This is a genomic window from Burkholderia sp. AU17457, assembly GCF_002223255.1.
Taxonomy (GTDB): domain Bacteria; phylum Pseudomonadota; class Gammaproteobacteria; order Burkholderiales; family Burkholderiaceae; genus Burkholderia; species Burkholderia sola.
In genome coordinates this window covers 706,682-720,023 of record NZ_NKFB01000004.1, presented here as the reverse complement: position 1 = coordinate 720,023, position 13,342 = coordinate 706,682, and the positions used below count along the sequence as shown (strand labels likewise).

The 13,342-nt window shown below is 69.3% G+C and carries 13 protein-coding genes; 10 read left to right on the top strand and 3 right to left on the bottom strand.

Annotated features, from left to right (window positions below):
• Positions 1-28: 28 nt before the first annotated feature.
• Together CFB49_RS15695 and CFB49_RS15690 are read right to left on the bottom strand one after the other, a co-directional pair.
• Entirely contained in the window at positions 29-874 is an 846-nt protein-coding gene (locus CFB49_RS15695) for a tetratricopeptide repeat protein (RefSeq protein ID WP_089491709.1), read from the bottom strand.
• An 8-nt stretch (positions 875-882) separates the two neighbouring features.
• A complete protein-coding gene (locus tag CFB49_RS15690; protein ID WP_089491708.1) occupies positions 883-2,949 on the bottom strand; it encodes a bifunctional 2',3'-cyclic-nucleotide 2'-phosphodiesterase/3'-nucleotidase in 2,067 nt (688 codons plus the stop codon).
• Positions 2,950-3,254: 305 nt separating this feature from the next.
• On the opposite strand from CFB49_RS15690, the gene CFB49_RS15685 reads away from it, so the two are divergent.
• From CFB49_RS15685 to CFB49_RS15640, 10 genes are all read left to right on the top strand, one after another.
• Positions 3,255-4,379, top strand: coding sequence for an MlaE family ABC transporter permease (locus CFB49_RS15685; RefSeq protein ID WP_069620203.1), 1,125 nt, complete (start codon positions 3,255-3,257; stop codon positions 4,377-4,379).
• Positions 4,376-5,290 carry an ABC transporter ATP-binding protein gene (locus CFB49_RS15680; RefSeq protein ID WP_069620204.1) on the top strand — a complete coding sequence of 305 codons (915 nt, stop codon included), beginning with the start codon at positions 4,376-4,378 and terminating at the stop codon, positions 5,288-5,290. Before CFB49_RS15685 ends, CFB49_RS15680 begins: the two co-directional genes overlap by 4 nt.
• 17 nt (positions 5,291-5,307) lie before the next feature.
• Positions 5,308-6,237: an MlaD family protein gene (locus CFB49_RS15675; RefSeq protein ID WP_069620205.1), complete on the top strand. Its 930-nt coding sequence runs from the start codon at positions 5,308-5,310 to the stop codon at positions 6,235-6,237.
• Positions 6,238-6,281: 44 nt separating this feature from the next.
• On the top strand, positions 6,282-6,905 hold the full coding sequence (locus CFB49_RS15670) for an ABC-type transport auxiliary lipoprotein family protein (RefSeq protein ID WP_069620311.1): 624 nt from the start codon (positions 6,282-6,284) through the stop codon (positions 6,903-6,905).
• A 31-nt stretch (positions 6,906-6,936) separates the two neighbouring features.
• The gene (locus CFB49_RS15665; RefSeq protein WP_069620206.1) at positions 6,937-8,088 is read left to right on the top strand and encodes a VanZ family protein; all 1,152 of its coding nucleotides are present in this window, start codon (positions 6,937-6,939) and stop codon (positions 8,086-8,088) included.
• A 149-nt stretch (positions 8,089-8,237) separates the two neighbouring features.
• On the top strand, positions 8,238-8,555 hold the full coding sequence (locus CFB49_RS15660; protein ID WP_069620207.1) for a (2Fe-2S) ferredoxin domain-containing protein: 318 nt from the start codon (positions 8,238-8,240) through the stop codon (positions 8,553-8,555).
• 13 nt (positions 8,556-8,568) lie between these two features.
• Positions 8,569-9,213 (top strand): alpha/beta hydrolase, encoded by a 645-nt coding sequence (locus CFB49_RS15655; protein WP_069620208.1) that lies wholly within the window; start codon positions 8,569-8,571, stop codon positions 9,211-9,213.
• A 507-nt stretch (positions 9,214-9,720) separates the two neighbouring features.
• Positions 9,721-11,031 (top strand): D-alanyl-D-alanine carboxypeptidase family protein, encoded by a 1,311-nt coding sequence (locus tag CFB49_RS15650; protein ID WP_069620209.1) that lies wholly within the window; start codon positions 9,721-9,723, stop codon positions 11,029-11,031.
• Positions 11,032-11,079: 48 nt separating this feature from the next.
• Complete coding sequence (locus CFB49_RS15645; RefSeq protein ID WP_069620210.1) at positions 11,080-12,006, top strand: D-amino acid aminotransferase; 927 nt, start codon at positions 11,080-11,082, stop codon at positions 12,004-12,006.
• The gene (locus CFB49_RS15640; RefSeq protein ID WP_011546305.1) at positions 12,006-12,314 is read left to right on the top strand and encodes an HP0495 family protein; all 309 of its coding nucleotides are present in this window, start codon (positions 12,006-12,008) and stop codon (positions 12,312-12,314) included. The genes CFB49_RS15645 and CFB49_RS15640 overlap by 1 nt, the downstream gene beginning before the upstream one ends.
• Positions 12,315-12,335: 21 nt before the next feature.
• On the opposite strand, the gene CFB49_RS15635 is transcribed toward CFB49_RS15640, so the two are convergent.
• Entirely contained in the window at positions 12,336-13,325 is a 990-nt protein-coding gene (locus CFB49_RS15635; RefSeq protein WP_069620211.1) for a transcriptional regulator GcvA, read from the bottom strand.
• Positions 13,326-13,342 lie beyond the last annotated feature (17 nt).

Below are 13,342 nucleotides of genomic sequence, written 5' to 3'. Positions count from 1 at the left end.
GCCCGCGCGCGTCCCGGCCGAACGGCCGTCACGGCGCGACCACCGGGTGCTTCAGCGCATGCGCGGTCTCGATCCACTGCGCGTGGAACTCGTCCGCGTCGGGCCGAAGCCCGAGTTCGCCGTTGCGATAGGCCATCGCGAGCGTCTGCACGGCTTCCGGCAGTTCATGCTCGGCAGCCCGGCGATACAGCGCGAGCGCGCGCGCTTCGTCGCGCGGCACGCCGCTGCCGTCGCGGTACGCGTTCGCGAGCATGAAGTCGGCGGCCGGGATGTCCGCGCGCGACGCGATGTCGAACCAGTGCGCGGCCTGCACCGGGTCGGCGGCGATGCCGTAGCCGCTGCGGTAGATCAGCCCGAGGTAATACGCGGCGGCCGGATCGCCGTTCGAAGCCGCTGCGCCGAGCAACGCGCGGGCGCGCGCATAGTCTTTCGGGAGATCGCCGCTGCCGAGCAGCAACGCCTTGCCGAGCGCGAGCTGCGCGTGCCGCGCAGCCGGCCCATCGGCCTTGTCGTCGGCCGCCGCGGCCGTTTCCAGCCAGCCGCGCCCCTCGTCGCGCAGCCCCGGCTCATGCGCATCGACGAGCGCGATGCCGAGCGCCGCCTGCGCTGCGCCCGAGCCGCGGCGCGCGAGCGTACGCAACCGGGCCAGCGCATGCGGCTCGGTCGCCTGCGTGACCATCGCCTGCCATTCGTCGAGCTGTGCGGCGCTCGGCGCGGGGCCGGCGCCGCGCAGGCCGGTCGCCGCGACGACGGCCGCGACGGTCACGGCCGCCGCCGCGAGCAGCGCGGCCGGCGGGAGTTTCGCGCGCAGCACGCGCCGCGCGGCGGCGGCGAAGCCGGTTTCGGCGGGCCGCATCGTCCGGATCGGTTGCATCACGTGTCTCATTGGGTGAGGTCGATCTCATAGGTCGCGAGGTTCTTGCCCGAGCCGTCGTCGGCCGCGACCTGCGTGATGCCGGTCAGGCCGGCCGCCGCGGCGTCGCCGAGGCGGTTCGGCGCGGACGCGAACCGCACGTGCGCGACCGAGCTCGCGAGCTTCGTGAAGCGCCAGCTGCGCTGCGCGCCGTCGGCCGCACGCGTGATCGCGCCGCGCTTCTTGATGAACGCGATCAGCACGTCGCGGTTCGCGTCGGGCGACGCGAAGATCGTCTTGCTGCCGTCGAGGCCCGGGAAATTGCCGCCGCCGCTCGCGCGGTAATTGTTGGTCGCGACGATGAACTGCGCGTTCGCGTCGATCGGCGCACCCTTGTACGTCAGGTTCCGGATGCGGCTGCCGACCGGCTGCGTGACGTCGATTTCATAGGCGAGATCGGCCGACGTGAACATGTCGAAGTTGTAGCCGGGGAAGGTGCTGACGAGCGGCTGCACGGTCGCCTTGGTCGGATCGATCGTGTTGAAGCGCTTCGCGGCCGTCTCGAGCCAGTTCTTCACGTCGGCGCCGCTCACCTTCACCGCGTACACGGTGTTCGGATACAGGTACAGGTCGGCCGCGTTGTTGATCGCGAGCGCGCCCGGCGCGACGTCGGTGTAGTCGGTGCCGCCGCCGAAGCCGCTCTTGAACGGCGCGCTGACCGACAGCACCGGCAGCGACGCGTACTGCGGCAGGTTCGCCTGCACGTAGGTCTTCACGTAGTCGGCCTGCGCCTCGTTGACGATCTGGATCGCGCCCGGATCGCCGACGTCCGCGAAGTACGAGTTCATCCGGTAGTCGGTCGAGCCGATCGGCGTCTTCACGTAGTCGATCGTCGCCTGGTGCTCGGCCGCGATCGCGGCGGAGACCGACGGGTCGGCCGCGACGTAGCTCTTGTCGGCGTTCTGGATCGGCCGCGCCTCGACGGTCGTCTGCGACTTGTCGACGGCCCACGTCTTGCCGTCGAATTTCAGGCCGAGCTTGATCACGCCGAGGTGCTTGCCCCAGTAGTTGGCCATCACGGTCGGCACGCCGTTGACGGTGCCCTTGACCTTGTCGACGCCCGGCAGGTTGAACTGCGCCACGGTGCTGTTCGCGTCCGGGAACACCTGGTGCGAGTGGCCGATCAGCATCGCGTCGATGCCGGACACCTTCGACAGCCACCAGCTGCCGTTTTCCATCGTCGGCGAGTACGCGGAATTGTCGAGGCCGCCGTGCGAGATCGCGACGACGAGATCGGCGCCCTTCGCGCGCATCTCCGGAATGTACTTCTCGGCCGCTTCCTTCAGCCCGGTCGTGTAGACCTTGCCGTCGAGCCAGCGCTTGTCCCAGTTCATGATCGCGGGCGGCGTGAAGCCGATGATGCCGATTTTCACGGGCGCGCTGACCGTCTTGCCGTCCGGCGTCGTGGCTGTCACCGTGCGCGTCAGGATCGTGTACGGCGTGAACAGCGGCGCATGGGTCTTCGCGCTGATCACGTTCGCGAGCACCTGCGGGAAGTTCGGGCCCGCGCACTTCTTCTGCTGGGCCGGCGCGGGCAGGCCGTCGACGTCGAACGTGTTGCCGGTCACCTGCGACAGGTACGGCAGCCCGTAGTTGAACTCGTGGTTGCCGATCCCGCCGCCGTCGAATTTCGCGGCGTTCATCACCTTGTAGATCGCGAGCGTCTGGTCGCAGCCGAGCGGCTTCACGAGCGCCTGGTAGTCCGACAGCGCGGTGCCCTGGATCGTGTCGCCGTTGTCGAGCAGCAGCGTGTTCGGGTACTGCTTGCGGGCCTGCGCGATCAGCGTCGACACGCGTTCGAAGCCGAGCGAATTGTCGGCGGCGAGCTTGAAATAGTCGTACGACAGCACGTTGGTGTGCAGGTCGGTCGTCTCGAGCAGCGCGAGCGTGGCCGTCGTGCCGACGGGCGCCTGGGCCTCGGACTGCGACGGCGGCGTGGCGGTGACGTCGTCGCCGCCGCAGCCGGCGAGGACGAAGGCGAGGCTGGCGAGCGCGGCGGCCGGCAGGTGGCGGCGGGAAAGCGGGGGGAGACGCATCGGTTGTCCTGTTCGGTGTTCTGTTTTATGAAACGCGAGGTACGCACGAATGGCGGCGCGGGGCGCCGACGGCCTGAGGTGCGGCGCGTGAGAGTATCGAAAGGAAACGTGACGGAACAATGAAAGGTCGCGACGCCGGCCGCTGGCCGAGGCCCGCGGCGGTTTCGGGCCGGTCCGGGCCGGCACGCCCGGCCCGGTGCCGCGGCTGCGCGCCCGAGCTCGCCGTCCGCACCGTAATCCTCACGTCGCGGCGCCGGACGGTTCGCTACAATGGCCGCTGTCATCCTTTTGCAAACAACCCGCCCTTGGACTTCGAGACTCCTCCCGGCCTGTCGGTCGACGCCGGCGGCCAGGGCCAGACGGTGCGCCTGACCGGCCAGTGGACCGCGCTGTCGCTCGCGCGCAACCGCGGCGCCGTGGCGCGCCGCATCGCGACGATCGCCGCCGGGCGCGTGAGCGAGTGGGATCTGTCCGGCATCGAGCGGCTCGACCACGTCGGCGGCCAGGCGCTGTGGCGCGTGTGGGGCCGCAAGTTGCCGGCCGGCGTCGCGCTGAGCGCCACGCAGCGCACGATCTTCGAGCGCATCGAACGGCTCGACAGCCAGCGCGAGGCGCCCGAGCGCATCGTGCGGTTCGATCCCGTCACGCGGCTCGGCCAGGCGATCTTCGCGTTCGGCGAACACCTGCAGGGCGGCATCGCGATGTTCGGCCTCGTGATCCTCGATGCGCTGTCGGTGTTGCGCCGCCCGCGGACGATGCCGTGGAAGGAAACCTCGGCGAACATCTACAGCGCCGGCGCGCAGGCGCTGCCGATCACCGCGCTCGTCGCGTTCCTGATCGGCATCGTGCTCAGCTACCTGTCCGCGCAGCAGTTGCAGATGTTCGGCGCGAACCGCTATATCGTGAACATCCTCGGGCTGTCGGTGATCCGCGAGCTCGGCCCCGTGCTGTCGGCGATCCTGGTCGCGGGCCGCTCGGGCTCGGCGATTACCGCGCAGATCGGCGTGATGCGCGTGACCGAGGAGCTCGACGCGATGCGCGTGATGGGCATCCCGCACGGGCTGCGGCTGATCCTGCCGCGCGTGCTCGCGCTCGGCGTCGCGATGCCGCTGCTCGTGATGTGGACCAACATCATCGCGCTGACGGGCGGCGCGCTCGCCGCGAAGCTGGTGCTCGGCATCGACATCAACTATTTCGTGCGCTCGCTGCCGGGCGTCGTGCCGATCGCGAACCTGTACATCGGCGTCGGCAAGGGCGTCGTGTTCGGCATGCTGATCGCGCTGGTCGCGTGCCATTTCGGCTTCCGGATCAAGGCGAACTCGCAGAGCCTCGGCGAAGGCACGACCACGTCGGTCGTGTCGTCGATCACGGTCGTGATCCTCGCCGACGCGGTGTTCGCGATCCTGTTCCAGAACGTGGGGCTCGGATGAGCGCATCGAACGAAACGACCGCGCATGCCGCGGCGATCGGCGCCGGGTCGCTCGGCGCCCGGCCGGACGCGGCCGCCGATGCCGGCGACCTCGTGATCGAGGTGCGCAACCTGACCAAGCGCTACGGGCGCAACATCGTTCACCAGAAGCTCGACTTCGACGTGCGGCGCGGCGAGATCGTGTCGATCGTCGGCGGGTCGGGCTCCGGGAAGACGACGCTCGTGCGCCAGATCCTCGGCCTCGAACGGCCGACGTCGGGCACGATCAAGGTGTTCGGGGAGGATACGGCGACGATCGACGACGCGAGCGCGCGGATGATGCGCACGCGTTCGGGAATGCTGTTCCAGCAGGGCGCGCTGTTCTCGTCGATGACGGTGTTCGACAACGTCGCGCAGCCGCTGCGCGAGCTCGGCCGCGTGCCGCCGGACCTGCTGCACGACATCGTGATGCTGAAGCTCGAGATGGTCGGGCTGCCGTGCAAGCACGCGTCGAAGATGCCGGCCGCGCTGTCGGGCGGGATGGTGAAGCGGGTTGGCATCGCGCGCGCGATCGCGCTCGAGCCCGAGCTGCTGTTCCTCGACGAGCCGACGGCCGGCCTCGATCCGCAGGCGTCCGACGAATTCGTCGAGCTGATCGCGACGCTGCACCGCACGCTCGGTCTGACCGTCGTGATGGTGACGCACGACCTCGACACGATGGTCGCGCTGTCGACGCGCGTCGCGGTGCTGGCCGACCGCAAGGTGCTGGTCGCGGCGCCCGTCGAGGAGGCCGCGAACGTTGACCATCCGTTCATCCACGAATATTTCCTGGGGCTGCGCGGGCGCCGCGCATTGCAGGCGCTGCCGCCCGAGCGGCGCGCGAAGCTGCCGAAGGCGGCCCTCGAACCGGCGCTGTCGAGCGTCGAGCTGTAGAAGCAAGGAACCCGCGAATGGAAAACAAATCACATGCGTTCTGGGCCGGCCTGTTCACGATCGCGCTGACGCTCGCGATCGCGGGCACCGTGTTCTGGTTCAACGTCGACCGCACCGTGCGCGTGCCGTACGACCTGCTCGCGCGCACCAACGTGACCGGGCTGTTCCCGGACGCGGCCGTGCGCTTTCGCGGCCTCGACGTCGGCAAGGTGCAGTCGATCGGCTTCGATCGCACGCATCCGGGCCAGATCCGGATCCGCATTCTCGTCGATCACGACGCGCCGATCACGCAGTCGACCTACGGCAGCCTCGGCTTCCAGGGCGTGACCGGCATCGCGTTCGTGCAGCTCGAGGATACGGGGCGCGATCTGTCGCCGCTGCCGTCGTCGCCGAAGGCGATCGCGCAGATCCCGATGCGGCCGAGCCTGTTCGACCAGATCCAGGAGCGCGGCGACGTGCTGCTGCGGCAACTCGAACTGGCCGCGAAGAGCGCGAACGCGCTGATGTCGCCCGAGATGCGCGAGCAGTTGCGCGCGACCGCCGAAAGCCTGCAGCACGCGGCCGACGGCGCCGCGACGCTGACGAAGCAGCTCGGCCCGGCCGTCACCGCGCTGCCGGAAACGATGCACGAGGTGAACCGCGCGATGGCGTCGGCGAACACGCTGCTGCAGCCGAACGGGCCGCTCGTGTCGAACCTGAACAAGGCCGGCACGGCCGCCGAGCAGGTCGGCGTCGCGCTGAACGGCCTCAACGCGCGCGTGCAGTACGACACGCTGCCGCGCTTCAACGCGCTGGCCGATAGCGTCGGCGATGCATCCCGGCAATTGAAGGACGTTGCCGGTGAACTCGGCCGCAATCCGCGCAGTCTGTTGTTCGGCTCGCCCGGCGCGGCGCCGGGGCCGGGCGAAGCGGGCTTCGTCTGGCCGGGTGCGACGGCCGCGCACTGACGCTGACGCCCATCGAAACCGGAAACCTCATGCAGGAATACGCCATGCCACGAATTCTTGACCGCGCGCTGCGCCCGGCCGCGGCCGCACTTGCCGTACTGACGCTCGCACTGGCGGCCGGCTGCGCCGGCAACGACGCGGTGTTGTCGAACATCCGCTACGACCTCGGGCCCGCGTCGTCGGTGGCGACCACCGGGTCGGGCCCCGCGCTGAAGGTGCTCGACGTCGCCGCGCCGGATGCGCTCGACTCGGACAAGTTCGCGTACCGGCTCGCGTACGCCGATGCGCAGCACGTGGCCGTCTATCGCGACAGCCGCTGGACCGCGCCGCCCGCGCAACTGCTCACGCAGCGGCTGCGCGGCGCGCTGTCGTCGCGCGGGACGGTGCTCGAAGGCGCCGACGGCGTGCGCGCGCCGACGCTCAAGGTCGACCTGAGCGAATTCGAACAGGTCTTCGACGGCCAGTCGCAAAGCCACGGCGCGGTGACCGCGCGCGCGACGCTGATGCAGGACGGCAAGGTGCTTGGCCAGCGCACGTTCGTCGCGCGCGCGCCGTCGAGCACGCCCGACGCGGCCGGCGGCGCGCGTGCGCTCGCGGCGGCCAGCGACGAACTCGTGTCGCAGATCGCCGCGTGGGTCGGCGTGCAGGCGTACGCGGGCACGCCGTGACGGCCGACGTGCATCCGCGCTTGCATCCGCGATGAACGTGCCGGGCACGCATCGCGCGTCACCGCTCGCGCGGCAGGCGTTTGCCGCTTACGCGGCGCTGATCGTCTATGCGTCGCTGTATCCGTTCGAAGGCTGGCTGTCGCTCGGCATCGGTCCGTTCGATTACCTGTTCGCGCCGATGCAGCGCTACGTGACCGCGTTCGACGTGGCCACGAACGTGCTCGGCTACCTGCCGTTCGGCGCGCTCGGCGTGCTGGCGCTACACCCGCGCTGGCGGGGCGTGGCCGCGACGCTGATCGCCGGCGGGCTCGGTGTGCTGCTGTCGGGCACGATGGAAGCGCTGCAGACCTACCTGCCGACGCGTGTCGCGTCGAATCTCGACCTCGGCGCCAACGCGCTCGGCGCGCTACTGGGCGCGGCGCTTGCCGCGCCGGCCACCGGCGCGCTGCTCGACCGCGGCGCGCTGCGCCGGCTGCGCTTCGCGTGGCTGGAGGCCGACGGTTCGACGCCGCTGCTGCTGGCCGCGCTGTGGCCGTTCGCGATCGTGTTTCCGTCGCCGTTCCTGTTCGGTATCGGCGACTGGCCGGCCGCGCTGTGGGAGCGCGCCGACGCGTCGATGCAGGACGCGCTGCTCGCGTGGCTGCCGGCCGCGTGGCGCGTCAGCGAATGGCCCGAGCGGGTCGACGGCTGGCTGTCCGATTCCGCGTGGGAAGCCGTGCTGGGCGGGCTGATGCTGTTCGCCGCGTTGACGATCGCGTCGCTCGCGATGCGCCCGCGCGCGCCGCGCATCCGGCTGTTGATCGCGCTGGTGGTCGCCACGCTGGTGCTGAAGGCGGCCGCGACGTACATGCAGTCGACCACCGGCCTCGTCGTCGTATGGGCGACGCCCGGCGCGAGGCTCGGCATCGAGCTCGGTTTCGCGGCGGCGCTCGTCGCCTTGCGCGTGCCGGCGACGTGGCGCGCGATGCTCGCGGCGCTCGCGCTGCTGGCCGGCGTCGCGCTCGTGAACCTGCTGCCGGTCAACCCGTTCTTCGACTTCACGCTGTCGGGCTGGCGGCAGGGCCGCTACGTGCACTTCAACAGCATCGCGCGCTGGCTCGCGTGGATCTGGCCCTACGCGGCGCTGATCTGGCTCGGCCAGCGCGTCGAGCACGCGTGGCTGCCGGCCGCGCTGCGCCGCTGACGCGGCAGCCCGGGCCGCGGCGGCCGTGCCGCGGGCAGCCGCGTGCGCCGCTCGCTATAATCGTCCGCATCCTCCGTTGCCGCCCCGCGCAACGGCAATTCATCGCCCCTCTTTCCGCACGGCCTCGCGCCGGGCCGCTCGTCACCATCATGGATTCCTACTACCAGCACCACGTCTTCTTCTGCCTGAACCAGCGCGAACCGGGCGCCGAGCGCCCGAGCTGCGCGCAATGCAATGCGCAGACCATGCAGGAATACGCGAAAAAGCGCGTGAAGGAGCTCGGTCTCGCGGGGCCCGGCAAGGTGCGCATCAACAAGGCCGGCTGCCTCGACCGCTGCGAGGAAGGGCCGGTGATGGTCGTGTATCCGGAAGGCACGTGGTACACGTACGTCGACCAGGCCGACATCGACGAGATCGTCGAGTCGCACCTGCGCGACGGCAAGGTCGTCGACCGCCTGAAGATCTGAGCGGGCCGGCCGAATGAACGTTCATACGCAGAAATCGCTGATCGCGGGCCCGATCGGCCAGATCGAAATCGCGGTCGACCTGCCCGACGCCGTGCGCGAAGGCGGCGCCGCGCCGCGCGGCATCGCGCTCGTCGCGCATCCGCACCCGCTGTTCGGCGGCACGATGGACAACAAGGTCGCGCAGACGCTCGCGCGCACGCTCGTGCAACTGAACTACGTCGTCTACCGGTCGAACTTCCGTGGCGTCGGCGCGACCGAAGGCGTGCACGACAATGGCACGGGCGAGGCGGACGACCTGCTCGCGGTGCTCGCGCACATGCGCGCGCAGCCCGCGTATGCGGACCTGCCGCTCGTGCTCGCGGGCTTCTCGTTCGGCACCTTCGTGCTGTCGCACGTCGCGAAGCGCCTGCGCGACGCGGGCGAAGCGATCGAGCGGATGGTGTTCGTCGGCACGGCCGCGAGCCGCTGGCAGGTGGCCGACGTGCCCGAGAACACGCTCGTGATCCACGGCGAAACCGACGATACGGTGCCGATCGCGTCGGTGTACGACTGGGCGCGGCCGCAGGAGCTGCCGGTCGTCGTGATCCCCGGCGCCGAGCATTTCCTCCATCGCAAGCTGCACGTGCTGAAGCGCATCATCGTCGACGCGTGGCGCTAGTCCGCATGCGGCCGCCGGCGTAAGCGCCGGCGGCCGTGTCGCGCACCGGCGCCGGCCGGACGATGCGCGACCCTTCCCGAAGCTTCATGCGACATCGCGCCGCCCCACGCGGCGCGCCGCGTGCCGCACGGCGGCGCAACCCGGCTTGCACGCCGCCTGCGCACACCTTTCGCGCGGCTTCGAGCACGCATGCTCGCCGCATTCCCGTGCCATGCTCCCGCAACGGGGTTGCGGACGTCCGCTGCCCGGTTCGCGAAAACGCCGTTCGCGGCCACGTATAATGGCCGCATTTCGCGTTGCCCGCGGCCCGGCTGGGCCCATGCGGCGCTCGTTTCGCCGCCTGTCCGCCCGCTCGCGACGGCCGCGAACCGAACGCGCCCGCACGAGTCCAACCGGCGCGTTTCGCGTCGCCCGACGGTGTCGGGCGAATGCCCGACACGCCCGCCGCCTTGCCGTTCAACCCTGCGCGTTTCGCACCGCACTTTCTGCCATCAGCCTGAATCGATCATGCGTCTGTCTTCCCAAGGCCTCAAGTCCCTCGCTTCCTCCATCGCCTTCAGCACCGCCGCGCGCAACGTCGCGCTCGGCGTGATGCTGCCCGTCGCGCTCGCATCGACGATCGTCGTCGCCGAGGCGAAGCCGGCCGCCAAGGCCAAGGCCGCGCATGCGGCGCCGGCCGCCGAGCAGTTCACCGGCGCGCCCGCGACCTACATGCCGGGCGCGGTGCCGCCGCCGGGCGTGAACGCGCGCTCGTGGGTGCTCGTCGACGCGACGAGCAACACGGTGCTCGCATCGGGCAATGCGGACGAACGCGTCGAGCCGGCGTCGCTGACGAAGCTGATGACGGCCTACCTCGTGTTCGAAGCGCTCGACAAGAAGAAGATCTCGATGGAGCAGATCGTCACGCCGAGCGAAGCCGTGCGCCGCGTCGGCCGCGACGAGTCGCGCATGTTCATCGAGGCGAACAAGCCGGTGTCCGTGCACGACCTCGTGTACGGGATGATCATCCAGTCGGGCAACGACGCCGCGATCGCGCTGGCCGAACTGGTCGGCGGCAGCGAAGGGCAGTTCGTCACGCTGATGAACGACGAGGCGGCGCGCCTCGGCATGAAAGGCACGCACTTCGCCGACGTGAACGGCATGCCCGACCCGAACCACTACACGACGGCCGGCGATCTCGCGAAGCTGTCGGCCCACCTGATCCGCGATTTTCCGCAGTACTACGGCATCTTCTCGGAGAAGGAATTCAAGTACAACAACATCCGCCAGGGCAACCGCAACCGTCTGTTGTGGCTCGACCCGACGGTCGACGGCCTGAAGACGGGCCACACGCAGGCGGCCGGCTACTGCCTGATCGCGTCGGCGAAGCGCGCGATCCCGGGCGTCGACGGCCAGCGCCGCCTCGTGTCGGTGATGATGGGCGAGCAGAAGGAAAGCGACCGTACGCAGGACAGCATGAAGATGCTGAACTACGGCTACAGCGCGTTCGATTCGGTGCGCCTGTTCAAGGGCGGCCAGGCGATCTCGACGCCGCGCGTCTACAAGGGCAAGGACAACACCGTGCAGGTCGGCGTGAAGGGCGACCAGTGGGCGACCGTGCCGCGCGGCCTCGGCGACAAGGTCAAGACCGAGGTCGACGTCAACGCGCCGCTGATCGCGCCGCTCGCGCAAGGCCAGCAGGTCGGCACCGTGAAGATCGTCGCCGACGGCAAGACGCTGTCCGAATTCCCGGTCGTCGCGCTGCAGGCGGTGCCGGAAGCGGGTATCTTCGGACGTATCTGGGACTCGATCCTGCTGATGTTCAGCAAGAAGAAGTAAGCACGACGGGCCTTTGTTTTCACGACTTCATCCCCATCTGTCAAAGCTATGAGCCAAGCCGAATTCGAACCGATCGTCTACCTCAGCGTCTCGGCGCAGGAGGAACTGGTGCCGCTGTCCGAAGCCCGTGTGCCGGTGCTCGACCGCGGGTTCATCTTCGGCGACGGCGTGTATGAAGTCGTCCCCGTGTATGCGCACGACGGCGCGCACGTGCCGTTCCGGATCGAACAGCATCTCGACCGGCTCGCGCGCAGCCTGAAGAAGATCGGCATCGACGACCCGCACGATGCGGCCGGCTGGCGCGCGCTGATCGAGCGGGTCGTCGCGGCGAACGCGGAAGGCCTCGCCGACGGCAACGCGCTCGTCTACCTGCAGGTGACGCGCGGCGTCGCGAAGCGCGGTCACGCGTTCCCGGCGAACGCGGTGCCGACGGTGTTCGCGATGACGACCCCGCTGCGCCTGCCGTCCGAAGCGGAGCGCGCGAAGGGCGTGCGCTGCGTGACGGCCGAGGATCGCCGCTGGCTGCATTGCGACATCAAGTCGATCTCGCTGCTCGGCAACGTGTTGATGGCGCAGCATGCGGCCGAACGCGACGCGTTCGAGACGATCCAGCTGCGCGACGACAACGTGACCGAAGGCTCGTCGTCGAACGTGTGGATCGTGAAGAACGGCGAACTGTTCGCGCCGCCGCGCAGCAACAAGATCCTCGAAGGGATCCGCTACGCGCTGGTCGAGCAGCTGGCCGAAGAATGCGGGATCCGGTTCGTCGCGCGCGAGATCAGCGAGGTCGAGCTGCGTACGGCCGACGAGATCATGCTGACGTCGGCAACCAAGGAAATCCTGCCCGTTACGTCGCTCGACGATCTGCCCGTGCAGGGCGGCAAGCCGGGCCCTGTGTTCGCGGCGCTCTACGACGCGTACCAGCGTGCGAAGGCACGCGAGTTTGAACAGTTTGACCTAACCCGGAGAAAATGATGAGCGAACCGACCAAAACCGTCGAGGTGACCGGCGCGATCGAGACCCGGAAGGAGTCGCTGCTGGAGTTTCCGTGCGATTTCCCGATCAAGATCATGGGCAAGGCGCACCCCGAATTCAAGGACACGATCTTCAAGGTCGTCGCCGTTCACGACAACGAGATCGACGTCGAGAAGATCGAGGAACGTGCGTCGAGCGGCGGCAATTACACGGGCCTCACGATCACCGTGCGCGCGACGAGCCAGGAACAGCTCGACAACATCTATCGCGCACTGACCGGCCATCCGATGGTCAAGGTCGTCCTTTAACGCCCGTTCCGGCGTCCGGGGTCAGCGCAAACGGCCGCTGATCCCTTTCCATCCTCCTTCCCGCGCGCACTCGGCGGGGCATTTCCCCGCCGCGCGCCGCGCGTCCAGCTCGTCGCACAGCCGCTTGTATTCGGCGACTTCCTCGAACAGCCAGGTGCGGAACGCCTGCACGCGCGGCGTGTTCAAGAGCGGCGGCGGACACACGAAAAAATAGTGCCACGGGCTCGGCCCGTCGATGTCGAACAGGCGCACGATGCGCCCGTCGAGCAGGTCGTGCACCGCGAGCGAGCGGCGCACCAGCGCGATGCCCTGGCCCTCGATCGCGGCCAGCAGCAGGTTCGACGAATCCTGGTACAGAATCCCCCGTTTCGGCTCGGTCAGCGTGTCGAGCCCGGCCGCGTCGAACCACGGCCGCCATAGCTCGTCGTCCGAACGCAGCAGCGGGTAGTGCGCGAGATCGGCGGGCGTCTGCGGCAGCTTGCCGCCGTTCAGCGTCGGCGCGCACGCCGGAAAGAACACCTCCTCGAACAGCGGCTCCACGTGCAGCCCCGGATAGCTGCCGAAGCCGAAGCGGATCGCGAGATCGACGTCGTCGCGCGCGAAATCGGTGAGCGAGTTGGTCGACTGCAGCTCGACGTCGATTTCCGGATGCCGCTCGATGAACGTGCCGATGCGCGGCGTGATGAAGCGCGCGGCGAACGACGACAGCATCGACACGACCAGCCGCCGGTCGCGGTCGCTCGCGCGCACGTCGCGCGTCGCGTCGGCGATCACCATCAGCGCGGTGCGGATCTGCTGTGCGTAGCGCATGCCGGCGTCGGTCAGGCACAGCCGCTTGCCGTTGCGCGTGAACAGCTGCACGCCGAGCTCTTCCTCGAGCGCGCGCACCTGGTGGCTGACCGCGCCGTGCGTGACGAACAGCTCGTCGGCGGCGCGCGAGAAGTTCTCGTGGCGGGCGGCGGCTTCGAACGCGCGAATCGCGTTCAGCGCCGGCAGCTGGCGGAGGTCCATTTGCTAATTTTCCTCAC